This window comes from Streptomyces bacillaris (assembly GCF_003268675.1).
GTDB lineage: Bacteria > Actinomycetota > Actinomycetes > Streptomycetales > Streptomycetaceae > Streptomyces > Streptomyces bacillaris.
This window is the reverse complement of the sequence record NZ_CP029378.1, coordinates 5675608-5700456: the sequence shown is the minus strand read 5'-3', so window position 1 is coordinate 5700456 and position 24849 is coordinate 5675608. Positions and strand designations below refer to the sequence as shown.

Genomic DNA, 24849 nt, shown 5'->3' with positions numbered 1-24849 from the left:
CCTCACTCGGCTCCCGTGTCCCCGCCCCGACGTCAACGACGCTACCCAGCCGCCGATTCACCGGTCAACAGCCGGCGCCACGCGATACAAGTCCCAAAAATGGGTCAACAGAAAAGACTCTTCTTGACCGGCCCGACGGGCGGATCGCAGGATGAATGCGCGCCGGACGCATTTCAGGGCCGCGTATCCACAGCCCCTGAATCGCACAGCCGGAACGCGGTCGCGCCGGAATCCACCGGCCCGCCGCACCCGCCCACTCACCCACCCACACCACCACCGGAAATCCGGAATCCAGGGGGTATTCGCATGTCCATCGGCGCCACGGCCGCGGAAAAGCGGACGGTTCACCATCTGATCGGCGGCCGCTCCGTCGCCTCCGAGGACGGGCGCACCTTCGAGACCCGCGACCCGCACGACGACGCGCTGCTCGGCACCGTCGCCCGGGGCGCGGCCCGGGACGGCGAGCTGGCCGTCACGGCGGCGCGCGAGGCCTTCGACGCGGGGCCCTGGCCCCGGATGACGGCGGCCGAGCGGCGGACGGTCCTGCACGCGGTGGCCGACGCGGTCGACGAACACCGGGACGAGCTGGCCCTGCTGGAGTCCCACGACAGCGGGAAGACCCTCCGCCACGCCCGGCACGGGGAGATGCCCCGGGTCGCCCAGAACTTACGGTTCTTCGCGGACTTCGCGGCCCTCGCCACCGAGGAGGCCTACCCCGACGGCCCGGTGCTCGGCTACTCGCTGCACGCCCCGGCCGGGGTGGTCTCCGCGATCAGCCCGTGGAACGCGCCGCTCATGCTGGCCACCTGGAAGGTCGCGCCCGCGCTGGCCTTCGGCAACACCGTCGTACTGAAGCCGGCGCCGCAGACCCCGCTGACGGCGGCCCGGTTCGGGGAGCTGGCGCTGGAGGCGGGGCTGCCGGAGGGCGTCCTCAACATCGTGCACGGGTACGGCGGCGACGAGGTCGCCGGGCCGCTGACCGGTGACCCGCGCGTGGACCGGATCACCTTCACCGGCTCCAGCGCCACCGGCGCGGCCATCATGGCGGCAGCGGCGGCCAACCTGACGCCGGTCTCCGCCGAGCTGGGCGGCAAGTCGGCCAACATCGTCTTCGCGGACGCGGATCTCGACATCGCGGTGCCGGAGTCGATCCGGGCCATCTTCGGCGGGAGCGGCCAGGTCTGCTTCGCCGGTTCGCGGCTGCTCGTACAGCGGTCGATCCTGCCGGAGTTCCTGGAGCGGTTCACCGCCGAGGCCGAGAAGCTGGTGGTCGGGGACCCGCGCCAGGAGCAGACGTTCATGGGCCCCCTCATCGAGCGGGCGCACCTGGAGAAGGTGCACGGTTACGTCGAGCTGGCCCAGCGGGAGGGCGGCACGGTCCTCACCGGCGGCGGCCCGCCGGCCGATGCCGCGCTCTCCGCCGGGCACTACTACCGGCCCACCGTGATCACGGGGCTGGACAACGACTCGCGCACGGCCCAGGAGGAGATCTTCGGCCCGGTGGAGACGGTCATCCCGTTCGACACCGAGGAGGAGGCGCTGCGGCTGGCGAACACCACCCGGTACGGGCTGGCGGGCATCCTCTTCACCCGCGACCTGGACCGCGCGCACCGGATGGCGGCCCGCTGGAAGGCCGGCACCGTCTGGGTCAACTGCTACTTCGAGCGCGATCTGCGCATGCCCTTCGGGGGCGAGGGGAGCAGCGGCGTCGGCCGGGAGGGCGGGAACTTCTCCCGCGAGTTCTTCACCGAGCCCCGGGCCGTGGTCCTGCGCATCCGCTGACCGCCGCACCGCGCTCTCTCCCCCGCACTGCCGACCACATCCCCCGGCCCACCGCAGGAACACCGAGAGGCACGCATCCACCATGACCGCACATCATGACGCCGACGCGACACGCGAGACGGCCGCACGACTGCACAGCGCCCACCGCACCGGAAAGCCGACCGCATCCCCCGGCCGCGAAGGTACGGTGACGACCCTCGCCGACGCCTACCGCGTACAGGCGGAGGTGGTCCGCCTGCACACCGCCGAGGGCGAGCGGATACGCGGGCTGAAGGTGGGCCTGACCTCCTCCACCGCCCGGCGCACCCTGGAGGGGGCGACGGAGCCGGTGCTCGGCCGGCTGACCTCCGGCATGTTCCGTACGACCCAGCTCCTCCCGGCCACCGACGAGTTGATCCGTCCGCAGGCGGAGCCCGCGCTGCTGTTCGTCCTCGGCGCACCGCTGGAGGGCCCCGGGGCGAACGCGGCGGACGCGCTGCGGGCGGTGGAGTTCGTGCTGCCCGCGCTGGAGATCACCGACTCCCGGGTGGAGGACGGCCCGGCCACCGTCCTGGACCTGGCCGCCGACAACGCGGGGTGCCACTCCGTGGTCCTCGGTACGGAGCCGGTGCCGCCCGCCGACACCGATCTGCGGCTGGCCGGATACGTGCTGTACCGCGACGGTGCGGTCGTCGCGACCGGGGCCACCGGCATGGCGCTCGGCTCGCCCCTGGCGGCGCTGGCCTGGGCGGCGAACGCCCGGGAGGACGACGGGTTCCCGCTCACGGCGGGCAGCAGCGTCCTGGTCTCCGGCTTCGCCACGCCCACGGAGCTGCTGCCCGGCTCCACGGTGACGGCGTCGCTGTCGGGCCTGGGCACGGCGACGGTCACCCGGGCGGGCTGACACCCGGGCGACCTCAGCCCCACCTCCGTACCCGAACACCGACTCCCCCCAACCCCACCCCTTCGAGGAGGAGGCCGTCCATGGCCGAGGCACTGGAAATACGACCGGGTGACACGCGACGTGCCGCCGCGGTCCTGCTGGAGGCGGAACGCTCCGTCACCGCACGGGGCCCGATCACCGCGCAGTGGCCCACGCTCGATCTGCCGGGCGCCTACACCGTGCAGTACGAGGCGCTGCAACAGCGCCTGGCCCGGGGCGAGAAGCTCATCGGGGTCAAGCTGGGCCTCACCTCGCGGGCCAAGCAGCTCCGGATGGGCATCGACTCGCCGTCCCTGGCCTGGCTGACGGACGCCATGGTGCTGCCCGCCGGCGAACCGCTCCCGCGCGAGCGGCTGATCCACCCGCGCGCCGAGCCGGAGATCGTCTTCGTGATGGGCGAGCGGCTGGCCGGACCGGGCGTCACGGCGGCGACCGCGCTCCGGGCGGTGGAGCGGGTGCACGCCGGGGTCGAGATCATCGACAGCCGCTTCCAGGACTTCTCCTTCACGCTCGCCGACGCGGTCGCGGACAACAGCTCCTCCGCGCTCTTCGTCCTGGGCCCGGTCGGCCGCTCGCCCGAGGGGCTGGACCTGGCGCACGAGGCGGTGCTGCTGGAGGTGGACGGCGAACCGGTCGACTCGGCCACCGGTGCCGCCGTCCAGGGCCACCCGGCCGAGGCGCTGGCCCTCGCGGCGAACGCCCTGGGCGAGCGCGGACTGGCCCTGGAGCCGGGCCAGTTGGTCCTGACCGGCGGAATGACCGACGCGGTCCACGTACGGCCCGGTGCGAGCGTCCGCGCGAGCTTCTCCACCCTCGGCGCCGTCTCCGTCGCGGGGGGCTGACCGTGCCCTTCATCGACGTCACCCTCGGCACCGGCCGCTCGCCCGAGCAGGTGCGCGCCCTGATCCACGAACTCACCGAGGCGGCGCACCGGGCCGTGGGCGCCCCGGTCGCGAACATCCGGGTCGTCATCCGCGAGGTCGCGCCCCAGCACTGGGCGGCGGGCGACGTGACGACGGCGGAACGCGCGGCGGCCCGTACGGCGGACGGCACCGCCCCACCGAACAACTCCCAACAGAGCACGGGCGGCAGACCGCCCGCACCGGCGCAGGAAGGCAGTGGCACATGAGCGACGAACAGTACCGGCAGGAGATCGCGCACCTCGCGCGGGTCGAGCTGCACACCCCCGACCCCGACGGCACCCTGTGGTTCTTCAAGGACCTGCTGGGCATGTACGAGACCCGGCGCGAGGGCCAGTCGGTCTATCTGCGCGGCTACGAGGACCCGTACCAGTGGAGTCTGAAGATCACCGAGGGCCCGGTGGCCCGCATGGACCACGCGGCGCTGCGGACGACGTCGCCGGAGGCGCTGGAGCGCCGGGTGCGCTCGCTGCAGGCCGGGAACGGCGAGGGGGCCTGGACGGAGGACGAGTACGGGTACGGCAAGACGTACGACTTCACCACCCCCGACGGCCACCACATGAGCCTGCTGTGGGAGGCGGAGAAGTACCGGGCGCCGGAGGACCTGCGCAGCAAGATCCTCAGCCGCCCGTCGAAGAAGCCGCTCCAGGGGCTGCCGATCAAGCGTCTGGACCACCTCAACCTGCTGGCCAGCGACGTCACCCCGATGCGGAACTCCTTCGAGCGGCACCTGGGGCTGCGCACCAACGAGCGGGTGGTGGACGGTGAGGTCGAGGCCGGGGTCTGGATGAGCAGCAGCCAGCTCAGCCATGACGTCGCCGTCATGCGCGACGCCCGGGGCGCCCGGGGCCGGCTGCACCATGTCGCCTTCTACTACGGGGTACAGCAGCACACGGTGGACGCGGCGGAGATGTTCCGCGACTACGACATCACCATCGAGGCGGGCCCCGACCGGCACGGGATCACACAGAGCTCCTTCCTGTACGTCTTCGAGCCCGGCGGCAACCGGATCGAGCTGTTCGGCGACCCGGGCATCCTGATCCTGGAGCCGGACTTCGAGACCCGTACGTGGACGATGGACCAGATCGACACGGGGACGGCGATCGGCGGGACGAACCTGCCGCAGGAGACGTACTTCACGTACGGCACACCGCCCGTGCCCCCGGAGCCGACCGAGGACGACGCGAGCTGAGCAGGGGCCCCGGGACGCCGGACGACACCCAGGCATCCCGGGGCCCCCGCACACCCCTGACCCCCGCATACACGTAGACGCGCATCGGCACACGCAAGCCCCCACCCCCGGCCCGAAGGGACGACCCACGCATGACCACGCCCGCTCCTCCGAAGCCGGCCAGGGAGGTCGCCCCGACCCCGATCGAGGTGCGCCGGGTGCGCCGGGCCTTCTACGGTCCGGCGTTCGTCGCCGCGGTGGCCTATGTGGACCCGGGCAACTTCGCGACCAACTTCCAGGCGGGGGCGAACTTCGGCTATCTGCTGGTCTGGGTGCTGGTGATGGCGAACGTCGTCGCCATGTTCATCCAGTACCTGTCGGCGAAGACGGGCCTGGCGACGGGCAAGGACCTGGCGGCGCTGTGCGGGCAGCGGCTGCCGAAGCCGGTGGCGGCCGGGCTGTGGGTCCAGGCCGAACTGGTCGTGATGGCGACGGACCTGGCCGAGTTCGTGGGCGCGGCGATCGGGCTGAACCTGCTCTTCGGGGTGCCGCTCTTCCCGGCCGGGCTGGCCACGGCCGTCATCAGCTTCGCGCTGCTGGCCCTGCAGAGCCGGGGCTACCGGCCCTTCGAGCTGGCGACCACGTTTCTGCTGGCGGTGATCGGGTTCGGGTTCCTCTACCAACTGGTAGCGGTGGGCGGCCCGGACGGCGGGCAGCTGGCGGAGGGGCTGGTTCCGCGGCTGGCGGGCACGGAGTCGCTCACGCTGGCGGTCGGGATCATCGGCGCGACGGTGATGCCGCACGTGATCTATCTGCACTCGGCGGTGACGGCGGGCCGGCTCCGGCCGGTGGGCGAGCGGGCGATGCGGACGGCCCTGCGCGCGCTGCGTACGGACTGCGTCGGGGGCCTGGGGATGGCCGGGCTGATCAACCTGGCGATGCTCTGTGTCGCCGCGGTCCTCTTCCACGGCGCGGGCGGGGGTTTCGACGGCTCCCTGACCGGGGCGCACGAGCACCTGGGCCGGCTGGTGGGCGGTATGGCGGCCCTGGCGTTCGCGGTGGCGCTGCTGGCGTCCGGCCTGTCCTCGTCGGGCGTGGGCACCTATGCCGGGCAGGTGGTGATGGACGGCTTCGTCCGCCGCCGCCTCCCGCTCCTGCTCCGCCGCGGCCTGACCATGCTGCCCGCCCTGGTGGTCCTGGCCCTCGGCGTCTCCCCGGACGACGCCCTGATCGGCTCCCAGGTGGTGCTCTCCTTCGGCATCCCCTTCGCCCTGGCCCCGCTCGTCTACTTCACCAGCCGCCCCGCCCTGATGGGCACCCTGGTGAACCGCCGGGTCACCACCTGGACGGGCGCGGTGATCTGCGTGGTGCTCTCCGCCCTGAACCTGTACCTCCTGGTCCAGCTGCTCTTCGGCTGAGGCCGGTCGGCAGCCTCCGGGTGACCAGGAGGTACGGGGCGGGGCGGACCCGGCGTCACTTTGCCGAGGACAGGTCCTCGTAGAGCTGCTCCCACGTCTTGGTGACGATGTCGGGGCCGTACTCGGCGGCCTTCTGCAGGGCCGCCCGGGAGAAGCCGCGGCGCAGTTCCTCGTCCTCGATGAGCCGGATGAGGCCCTGGGCCAGGGCGTCCACGTCGAGTTCGGGGACGAGCAGGCCGTCGACGCCGTCGGTGACAAGTTCCCGGGGGCCGACCGGGCAGTTGAAGCTGACCACGGGGAGGCCGCAGTTCATGGCCTCCAGCAGCACCATGCCGAACCCCTCGGACTTGGAGCTCATCGCGAAGATGGAGCCCTTCGCCAGCTGCTCGTCGAGCTTGCGGGTCGACCCCATGAGGAAGACGTGGTTGTAGAGATGCCTGGTGCGGACGGCCTTGCGGAGAGCGTCCAGCTCGGGACCGTCGCCGTGGATGCGCAGCGTCCAGTCCGGGTGGGCTTCCACGACCTGGCCGAACGCCGCGATCAGCTTGTCGACGCCCTTGTTGCCGTCGAGCCGTCCGGCGCTGACGACCTGCTTCCGCGAGAGGTCGCTGCGCGGGACGTCGAGGGAGTGCAGCGCGTTCGGGATCCGCTCGACGCGGACCTCGGGGAACGCCTCGGCGTAGGCGGCACGGTCCGCCTCGGTGAGGCAGACGAGCGCGTCCATCCTCATGTACGCGGCGTCGATGGCCGTGCGCCACTCGCCCTTGTGCGTGGAGAGCCCCGCGTGCTCCTGGACGACCCGGACGAGCGACGGGTCCGCGTACTCCGCGACGATCAGGTTGATCGTGGGCCGCGTGCCGATGACGATCCGGTCGTCCAGACCGCGGAGGAAACGGATCATCGCGCTGATCCGGCGGCGGCTGTCCGCGTTCTTGGAGACACCCGCCGGGAACCGCTCGTGCCAGGAGGTGTCCTCCGGGCCGTCGTACCGGTCCCAGTCGACGTACGAGCCGGACCGGTTGTCCACCAGCGCGGTCATCGTGACCCGCGGGTCCAGGTCGAAGGGAGGCTCCTCGTGGTAGCGGAGCATGCTCGCGATCTCGACGTCATGGCCGCGCTCGGCCATGGCGTTGGCCTGGTTGAACACGGTACGGACGGTGCCGCCGACACCGAACGCGTTGTAGATCAGGTAAGTGAGCTTCATGCCGCGCCCCCGTTGCCGTTGTCGCGTCGGGCGCAGCGGATGGAGAGGTCGTCGCCGTCGGTGAAGTACGGCAGCACGGCGACCCCGGCGTGGTACTGCTCGGGATACTTCACGATCTGCTTCTTGCCCGGCATGTCGTCCAGATGGCCGCCGACCCGGCGCACCAGCCTCTTGCCGTTCCGGACCGCGATCACGTCCACGTCCCAGTGCTCGCGGGGCAGCGCGTCCCAGACGGCCACATCGCGGACGGCCACGACCGCCTCGAAGTCCGCGCCGTTGCTGACAGCGGGGAAGTGCAGCCGACGCCGGGTGGGGGGCGAGGTGCGGGACACCGTGCGCACGAGCCGGTCCTTGAGCCGCTTGACGCCGGTCGGGAGGGGCACCTCGGGCCGTTCACGGGAGGTCAGGCGCAACGTCCACGGATTGTCCACGGGGGCCTCGTCCGGCACCCCGTCGACGAGGACCGTCCCGAGGATGCGGATGTGGCCGTCGCGCGGCCAGACCCGTCTGATTTCAGCGTGGGTCAGCTGCCCGGCGCTAGCGTGCATGGCCACCTTCTCTTCTGTACCTGTCATTGGCCCTGAGTCGGGGGAGACCGGAGGTCAGGCAAAGCAGCGGCGCCTGTCCGCTTCATTCCGCCGACCCCGGCGAGGGGGCGGAACGGGGTGTTCTGCACCTGTCCACGCCGGGTCCGGCGCGGATATCGGTACGGAGTGCCGACGCGCTCCTCAGCGGCGCGTCGGCACTCCGTACCGGTGGGTCAAGCGGCCCTGGACCGACCGACCGCGGGTTCCTTCACGCTCTCCGCCTCGGCGGCGGCGGGTGAGGGCGCCGGCGTCCGCTCGTCCAGCGGCACGACCGGCAGGTTCTCCGCCGGCTCGCCCAGCAGGATCTGCCGGATGACGCGCTCGGATGCCTTGCCGTCGTCGTACTCGCAGAACTTACGACGGAAGGTGTCCCGCAGGGAAGTGGACTGCTCGTCCTTCCAGGCCCCGCCGACGAAGATGTCGTGCAACTCCTCCTGGGTCCGCGCGACGTGGCCGGGCGGCTCCTCCAGCAGGTCGAAGTAGACGCCGCGGGAGACCTTGTACGCCTCCCAGTCGTTGGCGTAGATCACGATCGGCCGGTCGAGGTTGGCGTAGTCGAAGATCATGGACGAGTAGTCCGCCAGCAGCACGTCCGCGGCGAGCTGCAGCTCCTCCGAGGCGGTGTGGGCGGTGACGTCGATGACCCGGGCCGACGACTGGAGCTTCCGCAGCTCCGGCTTCTGCTCGTAGAAGTGGTGGCCCCGCATCAGCACCACGTAGTCGTCGCCCAGGGCGTCGGCGAGAGCGGCGACGTCGAGCTGGGGGACGTAGCTCGTGGTGTAGTCCCGGTGGGTCGGCGCGTAGAGGACGGCGATCTTCCCCTGCGGGATGCCGATCTCGGCCCGGAGACGGCGGACGTCGGCCGCGGTCGAGGTGTAGAAGACGTCGTTGCGCGGGTAGCCGCTCTCCAGCGCCGCGAAAGAGCAGGGGAACGCCTGCTCCCAGATGTCCGCGGAGAACCGGTTGGAGGATATGCAGTAGTCCCAGCGGTCCGAGCGCTCCAGGAGCTTGCGGAAATTGGTGCCCTTCGCCGCGACCGGGAAAGGCAGCAGGTCGACACCCATGCGCTTGAGCGGCGTGCCGTGCTGCGTCTGCACATGGACGGTGCCGGGCCGCTTGACGAAGCGGTCCTCGAAGTTGACGTTGTTGAAGAAGTACTTGGCTCGCGCCATGACTTCCCAGTACTTCTCGGTCCCCGGGATCACGTAGTTGGTGCCCGGCGGAAGCTTGTGCACCTCTTCCGCCTTGGCCACCACGACGCCCTTGACGTGGGGGGCGATCTCCTTGGCCTTGGCGTGCAGCGCGGCGGGATTGCACACGTAACCCCGGCCCCAGTACGACGAGTAGACGGCCAGGTTCTGGTTGACCGGCTGCTTGAGGGCGTTCTCGTAGTGCCGGTCGAGGCGCTTGCTGACGACCTTCTTCCGGGTGGCACGGACGGTCTTGCGGACCTTGCGCCGGCCCTGGTTGGCCACCTTGAGCGTCTGGTAGACCGGGTAGGCGTTACGTGCGATCAGGGCGTAGCGGACACCGGCCTGCCCCTCGGGCCGGACGAAGCCGGCCGGCATGTAGCGCCGGTAGTGACGGTGCGCCAAGGCGAAGAACTCGGCCCGCAGTTCGTCGGGGACCCGATTGCTCTTCGCCAGGATGGCGATGAAGTGGTCGACCATCTTCGTGAAGAGCTGGGGCCGCCACTCCGCGAGCGACGGGTCGCTGTCGATGAAGGCGAAGACCCGCTCGTACTGGTCGAAAATGTCGAAGTGCTTGCGGCTGACCGTGCGGAGGATGTTCCCCTGGCGGCGCTGGCGGTAGTGGACGACCACGTGGTCCAGGGCCGCGATGCGCTCGGCGGCCATCAGCACCGGGAAGGTCCAGGGGGTGTCTTCGTAGTATCCGGGCGGGAATTCGAAGCCGCGCTGCTCGATGAACTCACGCCGGTAGACCTTGTTCCACACGACCATGAGCAGGGTGAGGAAGTCGGGCCGCTGCTTGGCGGTGAAGACCTCCGGGCCCTTCGACTGGAAGACCGAGGCCAGGCTGTTGCGGGTGACGCCGCCCCACCAGAAGGTGCGGGCGTAGTCGAAGATCAGGACGTCCGGGTCGGTGGTGTCCGAAAGCCGGTCGGCTATGAGCTGCAGCGAACCGGGCGTCAGCGTGTCGTCGCTGTCGAGGAAGAAGAGGTAGTCGCCGCGCGCGATCTCCATCCCCGCGTTCCGCGCCAGGCCAAGGCCCACGTTCTCGGGCAGGTGCAGTGCCCGGACCCGGCTGTCGGCCTCGGCGTACTCGTCGACGATCTCACCGCAGCGGTCGGGCGAGCAGTCGTTGACGGCGATTACCTCGATGTCACGGAAGGACTGCTCCAGGATGGAGTCAAGGCACTCCCGCAAGAAGGACTGCACTTGGTAAATCGGCACAATCACGCTGATACGCGGCTTCGACACGCCCTGCTCTTCCAATCCTTTGACCGCACCGGTTTCACTGCCCGGGTTCATGTCCGGGTCCGGGTCCCGGCTCCGGAGTCTTTCGTCATCCGAGGGGCCTGTACGGGCAGGCGCGTGGTTGACAGATCAGTCAGGATACACCGGCGCACAGATCATATGTTCGGCCCTGTAGCACATGCACCGCCCCACGGATACGGCGGTCCTGTGATGTGAATCATGACGCCCGCCCCGGCTTCGCAGGCCCGGCAGTTGGGGACGGCGGACCCTTGCCGTCCGGCCCGTGCGAGCAGCGGACTCATAATCCGCCGGCCGCCGGTTCGGCCCCCGGCACACCCTTCAGGGCCGCAGCGAGGTCCGGCGTCGCACAGCTCGGCGCGCACGCGGCCGGAGGCGCTTCGGACATGCGCGCGAAGGCGCCCGGAAACACCTATCCCCAGGTCAGAACGATTCTGCCTGGGGACGCTCGGTGGGGCGGGTGGGACTCGAACCCCCAGGCGTGACGCCTCTCACCTGCGGTGATGCAGGAAAGACTGACATATCCACCCGTTTCAATCCGCCTGTATCCCGCTCGGCCCCCGTCAGCCGTGACGTGGTGCAGCATTCGCTGCACCACGTGCTCCCGCCACCGGATTGCCCTGTCCCTCCGTGGGACTCAGAGAGCTCTCGCTTTTCAGCACCTCGGAGTCGCCCCGGGTTGCGCTGGGGCAGCTCCGTCCGTGCCGCTCATCCCATCACGGCGAGTCACCTTCCGTGACGAATCGCGGTCACTCGGCCGGGTGGGTATGGGGCGGCATCGGTTCCGGGGGCTCCGGGTGGCTCCTCAGCCGGAGGATGGCGGTGATCAGTCCACCCCAGACGATGAGCATGGCGACAACCATCATGACGATCGCGCTGGCGGACATCAGTGGTCCTTCCGGTCGGCGGGCGACTCCATGTCCAGGTCGATGTCCTCGCCACCGGCCGGCCAGGGCATCAGGGTGAGGATGCCCCCGACCAGCAGTGCGCCGATGGCGACGCTCCAGCCCGCGGAGAGCAGGAAGCCGGTCGAATAGCCCTCGTAGTTCTCTTCGAACTCGCTCCGCAGGCTGTCGACCATCATCCAGCCCAGCACCAGCGGCGTGATGACACCGAGGCAGATGCGCCACCAGCGGCCGAGTCGGATGGCGGAGGTGGCGTCAGCGTCCTGCTGGAGGCTGGGGAGCTGCCGCAGCACCCAGACGATGACGACCAGCCCGACCAGAGCTGCCAGCGCGATTCCGTACTGGTTGATGAAGTGGTCGGACGCGTCGAGCAGATAGATGCCGGACTCGGTCGGGAACAGCAGGACCGACACCAGCGCCACGAGACCGCCGACCCCCAGGACCGCCGGCATGCGCCGCATGCCGGTCCGATCCTGCACCGCGGAGACGACCACCTGCACGATGGAAATCAGCGAGGAGAGTCCCGCGATCACGAGGGAACTGAAGAACAGCACACCGAAGAGGGCGCCGAGCGGCATTTCCGAGATCACCGCGGGGAACGCGACGAATGCCAGACCGATGCCCGCTCCGGCGACGTCTTCGACGCCGACCCCCGAAGCGGTCGCGAGGTAGCCCAGGGTCGCGAATACCCCGATGCCCGCGAGGAGTTCGAACGAGCTGTTGGCGAACCCCGCCACCATCGCGGAGCCCGTCAGGTCGGCCCGACGGCCCAGGTACGACGCGTACGTGACCATGATGCCGAAGCCGATGGACAGCGAGAAGAAGATCTGCCCGTAGGCGGCGACCCAGACACTGCCGTTGCCGAGTTCCGACCAGTTCGGCGAGAAGAGTGCGTCGAGCCCGGTGGCCGCGCCGTCCAGCGTCAGCGCCCGGACCACCAGCGCGGCGAACAGGACGAACAGCAACGGAATGAAGATCCTGTTGGCGCGTTCGATGCCTCGCCGGATACCGAACGCCAGGACGAACAGCACAACCGCCCACACGATGATCAGCGGCCAGAACACACCTGGTACATAGCCGTCCAGGAAGCTGGGTGTCTCCGGTGCCCGCAGGAATTCGCCGAACAGGAACGCCTCCGGATCGTCACCCCACTGCCGACCGATGGAGAAGCCCACGTAACGCACGGCCCAGGCGATGATGACGGCGTAGTAGGCGGCGATCACGAAGGAGATCGCCACCTGCCACCATCCGATTGCCTCTGCCGGCCGGGCCATCCTGCGCAGAGCGGCGGGGGGCGACATGCGGTACTTGCGCCCAATGGCGTATTCCATGATCAGCAACGGGATCCCCGCTGACAGGAGCGCGATGAGGTACGGCAGCAAGAAGGCGCCGCCACCGTTCTCGTAGGCGATGGCGGGGAACCGCCAGATATTGCCGAGCCCGACGGCCGAACCGATGGCCGCCAGCAGGAAGCCGGCTCGGGTAGCCCATTGCTCACGTGGCTGCTCTGCCATATGCGGTCCTCGGGTCTCCTGATGACGCTGCGGATCGAACTGAGGGCACGTTAGCGCGGAAATGTCGCGAAACGTCGTGACAGGGCCCGGCAGGTGACAGACCAAGGCTGTCTTCGCCGACCCACGCACCGGAAGACCGGGAACGCCTTGGACAGATGTCGGGCAGCGTTCTTGAGGTTCGATGCCGCCAACCGACAGGGTGGCCCCGGGACTGTCATCCGTATCGGTGGCCCGAGCATCGTTGCCTGACGCGTGGGCGCACCCGGACAGGGCGTGCGGCGGGACATCGCGGAACGTCCCCGCACATCAGTCGTTGTGGCCGTGTGCACGTCTCGGCCGTTCTTCCATGCGTGCTCGCCGGCGACGGATCGCCCAGGCCGACAGGAGCAGCGAGGCCGGAAGCCCGGTCAGGGTTGCGGGGACGACAGCGTCCAGCTTCCCGTTCCTGTCGAGGATGCCGTAGCGGCTCTGCTCGGTGACCTCGAACTACTTCCCGAGCTCGCCCTTCTCGTCGGAAAGCTGCGGGAATCCGCCGGTCACCGTCCCGGCGATGAAGACTTCCATGGCCTCGTTCCGGCCCAGACCCGCCACGCCGACGACGTTGGCCTCGCCCGGGTGATCGGCGGCGACCTTCGCGGTCTCCGTGGCCTGGGCCTTGCACTTGGGGCACCAAGGCGCCCAGAACCACAGCTCGGTCGGCTGGGGACGGCTTCCCGTCCACCGTGGTAGCGGTGAACCGCAGCGCCTGCGCCACCACGACCTCGGCGGCTCCGTCGCTGCTCGCGCCGGAAGAAGCCGACGGCCTTACGGTTCGATGACAAGCGTCGGCGGCAGTGACCGAGCCGGTCAGATGCGAGGGCGCTCCTGAGACTGCGTACGACGGAAGCAAGCCGTGGCGGCATACCCGCCAAGGGCTTCGGTCTCGCCTCGGAGGCGACTGCCCGTACCGACGAGCCCAGTCGATCCACGCCGAAGAATCCCTCAGCGCACCTGTGTGACCCGTGAGGACACCGATCCTGACCTTCTGCCAAGCCCGCCCGCTACTCCGGCTGGTCCGCGTCCGGGGCGTCAGGTCGGTGGTCGGGGAAAGCCGACCCCACCGTCGCCTCGTGGTGCAGCCGCAGGAACTCCAGATGCCTCTCGTACTGGTCGAGAGTGTCGCCGATCAGCTGCTCCCTGGTGTAGCCCATGACGTCGTACCCCTGGTTACCCTCGGCCAGTTGGACCTCGAAGCGCACATAGCTGTCGTGGGTGCTGACCGACCGGGTGGCGAAGCCGGGGGTCGGCCGTTCGACGGGCCAGACCCGGTAGACGAACTGGTCCTTCGGACCGATCGGTACGGCAAGGCCGACATGCGGGAGGCCGTTCTCCTCGTCGGTGCCGGAGAGGATTTCCGCCTCCGCTCCCTGCTCACGCAGTTCCTTGGCGACTTCCTGGAACGCCGGCCGGCAGACGTCCTCCACGAACCTGGCGGCGGCCCGCCTGCCCGGAAACGACATCGCACGCGACAGCCGATGCCGCCAGTTCCGGGCCCCCGAAGGACCCTGTTGCGTTGTCCGCCCGGAGAGGGACCCCGGCAGGGTGGTGATAAGCGCCTCCTCGCGCATCCGTTCGGAGCGCAGCGCGAGGTAGAGCCCAGCCATGATCAGGAACATGACGAACGAGAAGGGCAACCCCATGATGATCGTGGCATCGGTAAGAGCCTGCACCCCGCCCACCAGGAGCATGGCGAGGGTGAGCATGCCTGTGGTCACCGCCCAGAAGACGCGGAGCCAGGTGCGGGCGTCGGTCACCGGTGTCGGGAGGTGCGAGCTCAGGTTGCCCATGACGAGGGCTCCGGAGTCGGCGGAGGTCACGTAGAGGAGCAGTCCGACGAAGGTCGCGAGTCCGGCGCTGAACATCGCCCCGGGATATTGGTCCAGCAATCCGTAGAACGCCTGCTCGGGGGAGTTGAGCGCGGTCTCGCCGAAGGCCGAGTTGCCGTCGCGCACCACGAACAGTGCGCTGTTGCCGAAGACGGCCAGGAAGAGGCCGGTGAAGAGGAACGGAATGATCAGGGTCGCGGCGACGAACTGGCGCAGTGTGCGGCCACGCGAGATCCGGGCGAGGAACAGGCCCACGAACGGCGCCCAGGCGATCCACCAGGCCCAGAAGAACAACGTCCACGCGTCGAGCCATTCGGTCGGCTGATCGTAGGCGAAGGTGTTCAGTGTCATCGACGGAAATCCGCTGAGGTAGTCGCCGACGTTCTGTACCAACGCGTTGAGCAGCCGGAACGGCTCGCCGACGATCAGGATGTAAAGCATCAGCAGTACGGCGAGGAGCACGTTGAGCTGCGACAGTCGCCGGATGCCCTTGTCGACCCCGGCAGCCGCCGAAACGGTGGCCATCACCACCGCGACGGCAATGAGCCCGATCTGTGCGGGCAGGCCCTCCGGAACTCCGAAGAGGACCTTGAGCCCGTAGTTCAGCTGCACCACGCCGATGCCGAGAGATACGGAGATTCCGAAGACCGTACCGATGATGGCCGCCAGGTCGACGGCGTCACCGATCCTTCCGTGGATCCGACGGCCGATGATCGGGTAGATCGCGGAGCGGATGGCGAGGGGCAACTTGTGACGGAAGGAGAAGTAGCCGAGCGCCATACCCATCAGCGCGTACATGGCCCAGCCGGTGATGCCGTAGTGGAACAGTGTCCACACCACGGCTTGCCGGGCCGCCTCCAGCGACTCGGGGTCCGCTTCCGGTGGCACCAGGTAGTGGCTCACCGGGCCGGCGACGGAGAAGAACATCAAGTCGATGCCGATGCCCGCCGCGAACAGCATCGCGGCCCAGGCGAAGAGCCCGTAGTCAGGCTTGTAGTGCTTGGGACCGAGCTTGATCGTGCCGTACTTCGACACCCCGATGAAGACGACGAACACCAGATACAGGGTCGCGGCGAGGAAGTAGTACCAACCGAACCAACCGGAGATCCTGTCGACCACTACGCCGATGACCTTCTCGGCGCCGGAGGGGGTGACGATCGCCCAGATCGAGATGGCCAGGATGAGCGTCGCGGACCCGAAGAAGACAAACGGCTTGAGCGAGCCTGCCCCTTCCGCATCGAGCTCTGCCCGCGGCTCATCCGTGCCAGGCTCGGGGACCTTGCCTCCTACAGCCGACATCGTCGGCTCCTTCCTTGCTGAGACGGGTAACTGTGCGGCCACCGGCCCTCCGGACCCAGGTCAGTCCTGGACCCGGAACGGCGGCCCTTCGACGGCAGAGCGCACGGCCACTCCGTAGCCGAAGGCGGCATCGTCGCGTGCACCCGGACGGTGGTGAGACACATGGTTCGGAGGCCCGGCCTCGACGGACTCTGTGCGAACGGTCTGTTCCTCGTCACACGGCAGGAACCTGTCACGGAGGTCGCGCGGAACCGGCGGCGCCGGCACGGTCAGCGCCACGACGGAGCACGTCGGGCGGCGCGCACCACACAGTCCACCGTCGAGGGCCTCCTCAACAGCGCAGCCAGCGCGCGGCGCGGGTGTCCGCTCACAGCGGACACCGGATGCTCAGCCCGCCCATCGTCGATCTCCCTCGCCTCCGGCCTCTGCCCGCTGATCGGGGGGCCTCAGCAACATGGCCTGTGCCGTGGTCGTCGGTCCATGGGACGCACCGCCGCATCGCCGAGTCGGTGGCCCAGTCACCCCGGGCGGCCTAACGCAGACTGCCGTGAAGCGGTCTCTGTGGAGCGGTGGCTGTGGCCCCGGGAGCGGTGAAGAACCTGACGCCCGCGCGTCGGGCGGAACGGAGTGGTCGAGGGCGCGACTCCCACGACACATCGGGGGACGCGTCCGCCCGGACGACGAGGCCACCGCCGATCACACTCTGCGGGCCGGCCGTCGGCCCGATTCGTCGAGGGCCGCACCCTGAAGGTGCGGGGCCAGCTGGCCCTCGGGCGCGGAGGTGCGGGGAGGTTGGCGTGCTTGCTGTCACCCGTGCGCGGGTCCGAGAACGAAAGGGAGCAGTTCGTCGGCTTCTCCACGCTCCGGCTCCGGTCGGCCGGCTGTCCACGGCGTCGTGGGCCGAGGACTGGATCCACAAGTGGGCCCGGGACCTGCAGCGCTCGGGCACCAGTCCGTGTCCTGCCCGCCGGAGCGGCACCGACCGTGGTTCTTTGGGTGCGTGATCAGCAAAGTTCGTGCCCGTGCTCTGCCTGCCTCCCAGCGTCGCTCCCTGGAGGAGCTGACCCAGGATCTGGACCTGTCGTCCGGAGACACCACGTCCAAGCGTTCGGCCTTCTGGACCATGCTGACTCTGTCGTCGGTCATCGCAGGCGGCGGAGTACTCACCGACTCGACCGCCACGGTGATCGGCGCGATGATCATCGCGCCCCTGTCCACGCCGATCATGGGCATCGCCCTGGGCTCGGTGCAACGCCGCCGCACCGGATCGGCCGCGATCGTCCTCCTCGCATGCCTGCTCGTGATCGCGGTCGGGATGATCATGTCGGTGACCCTCCCCAGCGGCTACGACCTGCTGTCCAACGGCCAGATCTCGTCGCGGACGTCGCCGGGCCTGATGGACCTGATCGCCGCTTTGGCGACCGGCTTCGCCGGGGCTGTGGCACTGGCCCGGCGAGACGTGGGCTCGGTGCTCCCAGGGGTCGCGATCGCCATCTCCCTCGTCCCGCCCCTGGTGGTCGTCGGGGTGTGCCTCGGGCAGGCTTCGGGATGGCTGGCGCTCGGCGCGCTGGTGCTCTTCGTGTCGAACCTCTTCGCCCTGGTCTTCGGGGGCATGGTGGTCTTCGCCTCGCTCGGCTACGGAGCGGAGGCAGAGAAGACGGCCGGACGGCCCGCCCGCAGGGCCTACGCCGCCATGGCTCTCCTGTTCGCCGTCGTGTTCGTGCCGTTGACGGCCAACACCGTGGTCACGTTCCTTCTCAACGCCTGGGTCGGCCAGACGAAAGACGCGGCGGAACAGTGGCTCGCCGAGGAGCCCGGGGCGTCCGTCACGAGCGTCGACGCGAAATCCCGCACGATGTACATTCGCGTCCGTACCCCTGGCGATCTTCCACCGGTCGAATTCTTGCTCGACCGGCTCCAGGGACGAATCCCGGACGGCATCCCCGTCGTGGTGGATGCATCACGCGGACGGCGCATCGACGCCGGGGTCGTGGGCGACTGAGCATCGCGGCCCCCCCGCCCCCACCGTGGCAGCTGATGGTGCGGCCCTCGTTCGGCCGGCGGCTCCCGAACCGGTCCACATCTCGTCCCGGTCAGCGCGAGAAAAGCGCCCGTGACCTCAAGCGCCCGGCACACCCGTACCGGCACGTAGGGCACAACATCATCCGTGTACGAGATCGCCCGCATCGGCCTGGGCGAGGCCGGCCCCACCGCTTCCCCGGGCGGCCATGGGACCACTGTTGACCCTCCCACGACCGCGAGACCAGAGAAGACACTCGTCAGAGCCTCGAGCCGGCAGCCGACAGGCCACGTTCGAAGCGGCCGATGTCGCATCGATGCGGGTCGGGCTGGGCGGGTGCGGACCCTTCCTCAACGGCCGTGGGACCGCTCACCACGCGTCCCACGAAGAATAACCAAAACACCAGGTCACAGCCCTACGAAAGCTCACAGGCAATCAGAACGCTGCACGTTCGCTGCACCGCTGCGGAGCCCGCAGTTCCCCAGAAAGCGCGTTTCCCCAGGCCAGAACGATTCTGCCTGGGGACGCTCGGTGGGGCGGGTGGGACTCGAACCCACGGCCGACGGATTATGAGTCCGCTGCTCTAACCGGCTGAGCTACCGCCCCTTCTCGGCGTGGCGCGTACAAGTGTGCGCACCGTCTGCCGCAGCATAGCCGGTCATACGATCTCTCGCTCCGGATGGCCGACTTCGCCTGATCTTGAGGACGGCGCTGCGTGCTGCCCGGTTGCAGGGAAGATCGAGAAGACCCGAACGTGTCACTCCGGGGCGCCTCGGGCGCCCCGGGGAGAGTGGTGGCCGGGCACGCGGAAGAGGGCCCCGAAGGGCCCTCTTCCGTACCGCTCCCCCGACTGGACTCGAACCAGTAACCCTCCGGTTAACAGCCGAATGCTCTGCCAATTGAGCTACAGGGGATCGCGCTCCCCCGACTGGACTCGAACCAGTAACCTGCCGGTTAACAGCCGGCTGCTCTGCCAATTGAGCTACAGGGGATTGCTGCGTTGCCTCGAATCGTACCTGCCTGGCGGCTGCCGGGCGGCGCGCGTTCGCTGCGACACATACATTAGCGCAAGCAGGGGGGTGCTCCGCCAATCGGTATCGCCCGGGGTGATCTCGGGTGCCCGCGGGTAGGCGGCCTGCACACGTCGCACCAAGCGTAGGAAGGGTGGCAGCCATGCGGTACCGGCTCACGTTCATCGCCGGAGTGGCCCTCGGTTACGTGCTCGGCACGCGAGCCGGGCGCGAGCGTTACGAGCAGCTGAAGAAGTCGGCCCAGCGGTTCGCGGAGAACCCCGCCGTGCGCAACGCCGCCGAGAGTGCGGCGCACAGCGGCCGGGACATCGCCGGGAAGGCGTACCACTCGGTCAGCGACAAGGTCGGGGACAAGGTGCCCGCCTCCGTCGCGGAGCGCGTGCGGTCGCTGAAGGAGCGCAGCAGCCAGAACGGCGGCGCCGAGGACGACTGGGGCACGACCAACACCTGAGCGGTGTGGGCGTGAGTTCCGGGAACGTCCTGCGGTGCGGCAGAATCTGCGTATGGGCATAGTCGCGGGGCTGGACAGTTCTTCCGCCTTCACTCACATCGTCGTCTGCGACACGGACTCGGGCGCCGTGCTCCGGGAGGGGTATGCCGCCCACCCGGTCGAGGCCAAGGCCACCGAGGTCGATCCGCAGGCCTGGCTGCTCTCCCTCGGTGAGGCGGCCTCCGGCGGGCTGCTCGAAGGTGTGCAGGCCATCGGTGTCTCCGCCCAGCAGCACGGGCTCGTCCCGCTGGACCAGCAGGGCAATCTCGTGCGGCCCGCGCTGCTCGGCAACGACCGGCGGGCCCAGGTGGCCGCGGCCGATCTGATCGACTCGCTGGGCGGGCGGCAGGCCTGGGCCGAGGCGGTCGGGGCCGTACCGCAGGCCTCGCAGCCCGTGGCGAAGCTGCGGTGGCTGGCCCGGACCGAGCCGGAGAACGCCCGGCGGGTGGCCGCCGTGCTCCAGCCGCACGACTGGCTCGTGTGGCAGCTGCTCGGCCGGCCCGCCCGGCGCACCACGGACCGGGGCGCCGCCTCGGGGACCGGCTACTGGTCGGCCGGGGCCGCGTCCTACCGGCCCGACCTCGTGGAGCTGGCCCTCGGCCACCCGGCCGCCCTGCCCGAGGTGCTCGGCCCCTCCGACTCCGCCGGGATGACCCCGGAAGGGCTCCTGATCTCCGCCGGGACCGGCGAGACCATGGCCGCGGCCTTCGGGCTCGGGGTCGCGGTGGGCGACGCGGTGGTCTCGCTCGGGGCCTCCGGTTCCGTGATGGCCGTCCACCACGAGGCTCTCGCCGACTCCAGCGGAATGATCACCTCCTTCGCCGACGCCACCGGGATGCATCTGCCGGTCGTCCATGTCTCCAATGCCGTACGGGCGCTGCGCGGCACCGCCGAGATGCTCGGCGTGGACGGGCTGGAGGAGCTGTCCGCCCTGGCGCTCAAGTCCACCCCCGGCGCCTCCGGGCTGGTCCTGCTGCCGTATCTGGAGGGCGAGCGCACCCCGCAGCTCCCGCACACCGCCGGCACCCTCTGCGGGCTGCGGCGCGAGTCGATGAAGCCCGAGCATCTGGCGCGGGCCTCCTTCGAGGGGATGCTCTGCTCGCTGGCCGACGCCCTGGACGTGCTGCGCGGGCGGGGCGTGGAGGTGCGCCGGGTCTTCCTGCTCGGCGCCGCCGCCGAGCTGCCCGCCGTACAGGCCCTGGCGCCCGCGCTGTTCGGCACGCAGGTCGTCGTACCGCAGCCCGCCCAGTACGCGGCGATCGGCGCGGCCCGGCAGGCGGCCTGGGCGCTCGGCGTCTCGCAGGGCACCCTCGACCCGCGCACTCCCCCGGCCTGGCAGGGCGCCGCAGCCCAGGTGCTGGAGCCGGGCGACGAGCTGGCGGTGGGCGGGGCGGTGCGTCAGCAGTACGTGGCCACCCGGGACCAGTTGCACCCCGGGGCTTTCGGCGGGGGCCAGTAGGAGCACCCCGCCCGCTCCAGCCTTGACCGGAGTTTGGGGAAAACGGCTCGCCCTCCGAGTACGGCGTACGCGAAACTTGGTCGGCCTCTGCCCTCCGCCGACTCAGAGAGACACGGCCGACTCCGAGAGACACGCGTGCTCATAAAACTCCTGCGGGCCCGTCTGGGCCCGTACAAGAAACCCATCGCGCTGCTGGTCCTCCTCCAGCTGCTCCAGACCTGCGCCACCCTGTATCTGCCCAGCCTGAACGCGGACATCATCGACAACGGTGTCGTGAAGGGCGATACCGGCTACATCCTGGAGTTCGGCGGCCTCATGATCGCCGTCAGCGTGCTCCAGGTCCTCTGCAACGTGGGGGCCGTCTTCTACGGGGCCCGGACCGCGTCCGCGCTGGGGCGGGACGTGCGGGCGGCGGTCTTCGACCGGGTGCAGTCGTTCTCGGCCCGGGAGCTGGGGCGGTTCGGGGCTCCCTCGCTGATCACGCGGACCACCAATGACGTCCAGCAGGTCCAGATGCTGGTGCTGATGGCGTTCACGCTGATGGTGTCGGCGCCGATCATGTGTGTCGGCGGCATCATCATGGCGCTCGGACAGGACGTGCCGCTCTCGGCCGTGCTGCTGGCGGTGGTGCCGGTGCTCGGGATCTCGGTGAGCATCATCGTGGCGAAGATGCGGCCGCTGTTCCGGACGATGCAGGAGCGGCTGGACACGGTGAACCGGGTGCTGCGCGAGCAGATCACCGGCAACCGGGTGATCCGGGCGTTCGTCCGCGACGGTTACGAGGAGGAGCGGTTCCGGGGGGCCAACACCGAGCTGACCGATGTGTCGGTGGCGACCGGGCGGCTGATGGCGCTGATGTTCCCGACCGTCATGACGGTGGTCAACCTGTCGTCCGTCGCGGTGGTCTGGTTCGGCGCGCACCGCATCGACAGCGGCGGGATGCAGATCGGTGCGCTGACCGCGTTCCTCGCGTATCTGATGCAGATCGTGATGGCGGTGATGATGGCCACCTTCATGTTCATGATGGTGCCGCGCGCCGAGGTGTGCGCCGAGCGCATCGAGGAGGTGCTCGGCACCGATTCGAGCGTCGTGCCGCCGGTCTCGCCCGTGACCGAGCTGCGCCGGCACGGGCAGCTGGAGGTGCGCGGTGCGGAGTTCCGCTACCCGGGCGCCGAGGAGCCGGTGCTGCGGGCCGTCGATCTGGTGGCGCGCCCCGGCGAGACCACGGCGATCATCGGGTCGACGGGGAGCGGGAAGTCCACGCTGCTCGGTCTCGTACCCCGGCTGTTCGATGTGACGGACGGCGAGGTGCTGGTCGACGGCGAGGACGTGCGGACGCTGGATCCGGTGCTGCTGGCGAAGACGGTGGGCCTGGTGCCGCAGAAGCCGTACCTCTTCTCGGGGACGGTCGCGACGAACCTGCGGTACGGGAATCCGGACGCCACCGACGAGGAGTTGTGGCACGCGCTGGAGGTGGCGCAGGCCAAGGAGTTCGTGGCGGGGCTGGAACACGGGCTGGAGGCGCCGATCGCGCAGGGCGGCACCAATGTGTCGGGCGGTCAGCGGCAGCGGCTCGCCATCGCGCGGACGCTGGTGCAGCGGCCGGAGATCTATCTCTTCGACGACTCGTTCTCGGCGCTGGACTACGCGACCGACGCGGCGCTGCGGGCGGCGCTGGCCCGGGAGACGGCCGCGGCGACCGTGGTGATCGTGGCGCAGCGGGTCTCCACCATCCGTGACGCCGACCGGATCCTGGTGCTGGACGAGGGGCGGGTCGTGGGCAGCGGTACCCATCACGAGCTGATGGCCGGCAATGAGACGTACCGGGAGATCGTGCTCTCCCAGCTGACCGAAGCGGAGGCCGCGTGATGGCCGGTCCTGGCGGACGGATGATGGCCGGGGGCGCGCCCACCGAGCGGTCGATGGACTTCAAGGGGTCGGGCAAGCGGCTGCTGCGGCGGTTCGGCCGGGAGAAGGCCTCGCTCTGGCTGATGCTGGCGGCGGTGACGGCGAGCGTGGGGCTGTCGGTGGCCGGGCCGAAGATCCTGGGGAAGGCGACCGACCTGATCTTCGCGGGGGTGGTCGGCCGGCAGCTGACGGACGGCACCACGAAGGCGGAGGCGATCGAGGGGCTGCGCGCGGAGGGCAGCGGGTCGATGGCCGACATGCTCTCGGGGGTGGACTTCACCCCGGGGCAGGGCATCGACTTCGGTGCGGTGGGCGGCGTGCTGCTGGCCGTGCTGGTGATCTACGTGGCCGCCGGGGCGCTGATGCTGGTGGCCACGCGGCTGTCGATCCGGGTGATCAACCGGATCGTCTTCCAGCTGCGGGAGGACCTCCAGACGAAGCTGGCGCGGCTGCCGCTGTCGTACTTCGACCGGGCCAAGCGCGGTGAGGTGCTGAGCCGGGCGACCAACGACATCGACAACATCTCGCAGACGCTCCAGCAGACGATGGGCCAGCTCATCAACTCGCTGCTGACCATCGTCGGCGTACTGATCATGATGGTCTGGATCTCGCCGCTGCTGGCGCTGGTCGCGCTGGTGACGATCCCGCTGTCGGTGGTCGTGGCGACGCAGGTCGGCAAGCGGTCGCAGCCGCAGTTCGTGAAGCAGTGGCAGGTGACGGGTCGGCTCAACGCCCATATCGAGGAGATGTACACCGGGCACACCCTGGTGAAGGTGTTCGGGCGGCAGGAGGAGTCCGCGCGGGACTTCGCCGAGCAGAACGAGGCGCTGTACGAGGCCGGGTTCAAGGCGCAGTTCGCCAGCGGGCTGATGCAGCCGCTGATGTTCTTCATCTCGAACATCAACTATGTGCTGGTGGCGGTCGTGGGCGGGCTGCGGGTCGCCTCGGGCACGCTGTCGATCGGTGACGTGCAGGCGTTCATCCAGTACTCCCGGCAGTTCTCGATGCCGCTGACGCAGGTCGCCTCGATGGCCAACCTGGTGCAGTCCGGGGTCGCTTCGGCCGAGCGGGTCTTCGAGCTGCTGGACGCGGAGGAGCAGGGCCCGGGCCCGGAGCGCGGCGAACTGCCGAAGGAGCTGACGGGACGGGTCTCGCTGGAGAAGGTGTCCTTCCGCTACGAGCCGGAGAAGCCGCTCATCGAGAATCTCTCGCTGAGCGTGGAGCCGGGACAGACGGTCGCCATCGTCGGCCCGACCGGCGCGGGCAAGACCACGCTGGTCAATCTGCTGATGCGGTTCTACGAGGTGACCGACGGGCGGATCACGCTCGACGGGGTCGATGTGGCGCGGGTGTCCCGGGACGATCTGCGCTCGCGGATCGGCATGGTGCTCCAGGACACCTGGCTGTTCGGCGGTTCCATCGCGGAGAACATCGCGTACGGCGCTGCGCGCGCGGTCACCCGGGAGGAGATCGAGGAGGCGGCCCGGGCGGCGCACGCGGACCGGTTCATCCGGACGCTGCCCGACGGGTACGACTCGGTGATCGACGACGAGGGCTCCGGGGTCAGCGCGGGCGAGAAGCAGCTGATCACCATCGCTCGGGCGTTCCTCTCCGACCCGGTGATCCTGGTCCTGGACGAGGCGACCAGCTCGGTGGACACCCGGACCGAGGTGCTGATCCAGAAGGCGATGGCGCGCCTGGCCCACGGGCGTACGTCGTTCGTGATCGCGCACCGGCTCTCCACGATCCGGGACGCGGACGTGATCCTGGTGATGGAGAGCGGGTCGATCGTGGAACAGGGCACGCACGAGGAGCTGTTGGCGGCGGGCGGTGCGTATGCCCGGTTGTACGCGGCGCAGTTCGCGGAGGCGCTGGCGGAGGTGGACTGAGGCCGGGGC

At 69.6% G+C, this 24849-nt stretch carries 18 protein-coding genes and 3 tRNA genes; 11 read left to right on the top strand and 10 right to left on the bottom strand.

What is annotated here, in order from left to right:
* Positions 1 to 306 precede the first annotated feature (306 nt).
* From DJ476_RS24720 to DJ476_RS24695, 6 genes are all read left to right on the top strand, one after another.
* The gene (locus DJ476_RS24720) at positions 307 to 1782 is read left to right on the top strand and encodes an aldehyde dehydrogenase (protein WP_112491599.1); all 1476 of its coding nucleotides are present in this window, start codon (positions 307 to 309) and stop codon (positions 1780 to 1782) included.
* Positions 1783 to 1864: 82 nt separating this feature from the next.
* On the top strand, positions 1865 to 2665 hold the full coding sequence (locus tag DJ476_RS24715) for a 2-keto-4-pentenoate hydratase (RefSeq protein ID WP_103416403.1): 801 nt from the start codon (positions 1865 to 1867) through the stop codon (positions 2663 to 2665).
* Positions 2666 to 2745: 80 nt separating this feature from the next.
* Positions 2746 to 3546 (top strand): 2-keto-4-pentenoate hydratase, encoded by an 801-nt coding sequence (locus tag DJ476_RS24710; RefSeq protein ID WP_103416404.1) that lies wholly within the window; start codon positions 2746 to 2748, stop codon positions 3544 to 3546.
* A 2-nt stretch (positions 3547 to 3548) separates the two neighbouring features.
* A complete protein-coding gene (locus DJ476_RS24705) occupies positions 3549 to 3833 on the top strand; it encodes a 2-hydroxymuconate tautomerase (RefSeq protein ID WP_103416405.1) in 285 nt (94 codons plus the stop codon).
* Positions 3830 to 4816 carry a VOC family protein gene (locus DJ476_RS24700; protein ID WP_112491598.1) on the top strand — a complete coding sequence of 329 codons (987 nt, stop codon included), beginning with the start codon at positions 3830 to 3832 and terminating at the stop codon, positions 4814 to 4816. Before DJ476_RS24705 ends, DJ476_RS24700 begins: the two co-directional genes overlap by 4 nt.
* A gap of 131 nt (positions 4817 to 4947) precedes the next feature.
* Positions 4948 to 6213: an Nramp family divalent metal transporter gene (locus tag DJ476_RS24695; protein ID WP_103416407.1), complete on the top strand. Its 1266-nt coding sequence runs from the start codon at positions 4948 to 4950 to the stop codon at positions 6211 to 6213.
* Positions 6214 to 6268: 55 nt separating this feature from the next.
* Here the strand turns inward: DJ476_RS24695 and DJ476_RS24690 are convergent, their stop codons facing one another.
* From DJ476_RS24690 to betT, 7 genes are all read right to left on the bottom strand, one after another.
* Positions 6269 to 7417, bottom strand: coding sequence for a glycosyltransferase family 4 protein (locus tag DJ476_RS24690; protein WP_103416408.1), 1149 nt, complete (start codon positions 7415 to 7417; stop codon positions 6269 to 6271).
* Positions 7414 to 7965: a hypothetical protein gene (locus tag DJ476_RS24685; protein WP_070203978.1), complete on the bottom strand. Its 552-nt coding sequence runs from the start codon at positions 7963 to 7965 to the stop codon at positions 7414 to 7416. The genes DJ476_RS24690 and DJ476_RS24685 overlap by 4 nt, the downstream gene beginning before the upstream one ends.
* A 212-nt stretch (positions 7966 to 8177) precedes the next feature.
* Positions 8178 to 10403 carry a bifunctional glycosyltransferase/CDP-glycerol:glycerophosphate glycerophosphotransferase gene (locus tag DJ476_RS24680; RefSeq protein WP_241565421.1) on the bottom strand — a complete coding sequence of 742 codons (2226 nt, stop codon included), beginning with the start codon at positions 10401 to 10403 and terminating at the stop codon, positions 8178 to 8180.
* Between the two features lie 806 nt (positions 10404 to 11209).
* Positions 11210 to 11347: a methionine/alanine import family NSS transporter small subunit gene (locus DJ476_RS24675; RefSeq protein ID WP_103416409.1), complete on the bottom strand. Its 138-nt coding sequence runs from the start codon at positions 11345 to 11347 to the stop codon at positions 11210 to 11212.
* A complete protein-coding gene (locus tag DJ476_RS24670; RefSeq protein WP_103416410.1) occupies positions 11347 to 12879 on the bottom strand; it encodes a sodium-dependent transporter in 1533 nt (510 codons plus the stop codon). Before DJ476_RS24670 ends, DJ476_RS24675 begins: the two co-directional genes overlap by 1 nt.
* A gap of 486 nt (positions 12880 to 13365) precedes the next feature.
* The gene (locus DJ476_RS35765; RefSeq protein ID WP_241565429.1) at positions 13366 to 13569 is read right to left on the bottom strand and encodes a thioredoxin domain-containing protein; all 204 of its coding nucleotides are present in this window, start codon (positions 13567 to 13569) and stop codon (positions 13366 to 13368) included.
* Positions 13570 to 13919: 350 nt separating this feature from the next.
* Entirely contained in the window at positions 13920 to 16043 is a 2124-nt protein-coding gene (gene betT / locus DJ476_RS24660) for a choline BCCT transporter BetT (protein ID WP_103416411.1), read from the bottom strand.
* Between the two features lie 1123 nt (positions 16044 to 17166).
* Between betT and DJ476_RS24655 the strand changes: the two genes are divergently transcribed.
* On the top strand, positions 17167 to 18045 hold the full coding sequence (locus DJ476_RS24655; protein ID WP_241565422.1) for a TIGR00341 family protein: 879 nt from the start codon (positions 17167 to 17169) through the stop codon (positions 18043 to 18045).
* Positions 18046 to 18595: 550 nt separating this feature from the next.
* Here DJ476_RS24655 and DJ476_RS24650 read toward each other — a convergent pair.
* The 3 genes from DJ476_RS24650 to DJ476_RS24640 all read right to left on the bottom strand — a co-directional run bounded on the left by DJ476_RS24650 (position 18596) and on the right by DJ476_RS24640 (position 19055).
* Positions 18596 to 18669, bottom strand: a tRNA-Ile gene (locus DJ476_RS24650).
* Positions 18670 to 18904: 235 nt separating this feature from the next.
* Positions 18905 to 18977, bottom strand: a tRNA-Asn gene (locus DJ476_RS24645).
* 5 nt (positions 18978 to 18982) lie between these two features.
* Positions 18983 to 19055 (bottom strand) — tRNA-Asn (locus DJ476_RS24640).
* A 181-nt stretch (positions 19056 to 19236) separates the two neighbouring features.
* Here DJ476_RS24640 and DJ476_RS24635 point away from each other — a divergent pair.
* The 4 genes from DJ476_RS24635 (at position 19237) to DJ476_RS24620 (ending at position 24840) form a co-directional block, all read left to right on the top strand.
* Positions 19237 to 19545, top strand: a complete 309-nt coding sequence (locus tag DJ476_RS24635; protein WP_019763913.1) for a hypothetical protein — start codon at positions 19237 to 19239, stop codon at positions 19543 to 19545.
* 52 nt (positions 19546 to 19597) lie between these two features.
* Positions 19598 to 21043: an FGGY family carbohydrate kinase gene (locus tag DJ476_RS24630; protein ID WP_103416413.1), complete on the top strand. Its 1446-nt coding sequence runs from the start codon at positions 19598 to 19600 to the stop codon at positions 21041 to 21043.
* A 135-nt stretch (positions 21044 to 21178) separates the two neighbouring features.
* On the top strand, positions 21179 to 22912 hold the full coding sequence (locus DJ476_RS24625; protein ID WP_112491597.1) for an ABC transporter ATP-binding protein: 1734 nt from the start codon (positions 21179 to 21181) through the stop codon (positions 22910 to 22912).
* Complete coding sequence (locus tag DJ476_RS24620) at positions 22912 to 24840, top strand: ABC transporter ATP-binding protein (protein ID WP_112491596.1); 1929 nt, start codon at positions 22912 to 22914, stop codon at positions 24838 to 24840. Before DJ476_RS24625 ends, DJ476_RS24620 begins: the two co-directional genes overlap by 1 nt.
* Positions 24841 to 24849: the final 9 nt, after the last annotated feature.

Bases quoted from the DNA above. Each gene is read 5' to 3' on its own strand.
- DJ476_RS24630 (WP_103416413.1), top strand. From the start codon at position 19,598: ATGGGCATAGTCGCGGGGCTGGACAGTTCTTCCGCCTTCACTCACATC.
- betT (WP_103416411.1), bottom strand. From the start codon at position 16,043: ATGTCGGCTGTAGGAGGCAAGGTCCCCGAGCCTGGCACGGATGAGCCG.
- DJ476_RS24710 (WP_103416404.1), top strand. From the start codon at position 2,746: ATGGCCGAGGCACTGGAAATACGACCGGGTGACACGCGACGTGCCGCC.
- DJ476_RS24670 (WP_103416410.1), bottom strand. From the start codon at position 12,879: ATGGCAGAGCAGCCACGTGAGCAATGGGCTACCCGAGCCGGCTTCCTG.
- DJ476_RS24685 (WP_070203978.1), bottom strand. From the start codon at position 7,965: ATGCACGCTAGCGCCGGGCAGCTGACCCACGCTGAAATCAGACGGGTC.
- DJ476_RS24715 (WP_103416403.1), top strand. From the start codon at position 1,865: ATGACCGCACATCATGACGCCGACGCGACACGCGAGACGGCCGCACGA.
- DJ476_RS24695 (WP_103416407.1), top strand. From the start codon at position 4,948: ATGACCACGCCCGCTCCTCCGAAGCCGGCCAGGGAGGTCGCCCCGACC.
- DJ476_RS24635 (WP_019763913.1), top strand. From the start codon at position 19,237: ATGCGGTACCGGCTCACGTTCATCGCCGGAGTGGCCCTCGGTTACGTG.
- DJ476_RS24690 (WP_103416408.1), bottom strand. From the start codon at position 7,417: ATGAAGCTCACTTACCTGATCTACAACGCGTTCGGTGTCGGCGGCACC.
- DJ476_RS24620 (WP_112491596.1), top strand. From the start codon at position 22,912: ATGGCCGGTCCTGGCGGACGGATGATGGCCGGGGGCGCGCCCACCGAG.
- DJ476_RS24700 (WP_112491598.1), top strand. From the start codon at position 3,830: ATGAGCGACGAACAGTACCGGCAGGAGATCGCGCACCTCGCGCGGGTC.
- DJ476_RS24655 (WP_241565422.1), top strand. From the start codon at position 17,167: ATGCTGACTCTGTCGTCGGTCATCGCAGGCGGCGGAGTACTCACCGAC.
- DJ476_RS24720 (WP_112491599.1), top strand. From the start codon at position 307: ATGTCCATCGGCGCCACGGCCGCGGAAAAGCGGACGGTTCACCATCTG.
- DJ476_RS24675 (WP_103416409.1), bottom strand. From the start codon at position 11,347: ATGTCCGCCAGCGCGATCGTCATGATGGTTGTCGCCATGCTCATCGTC.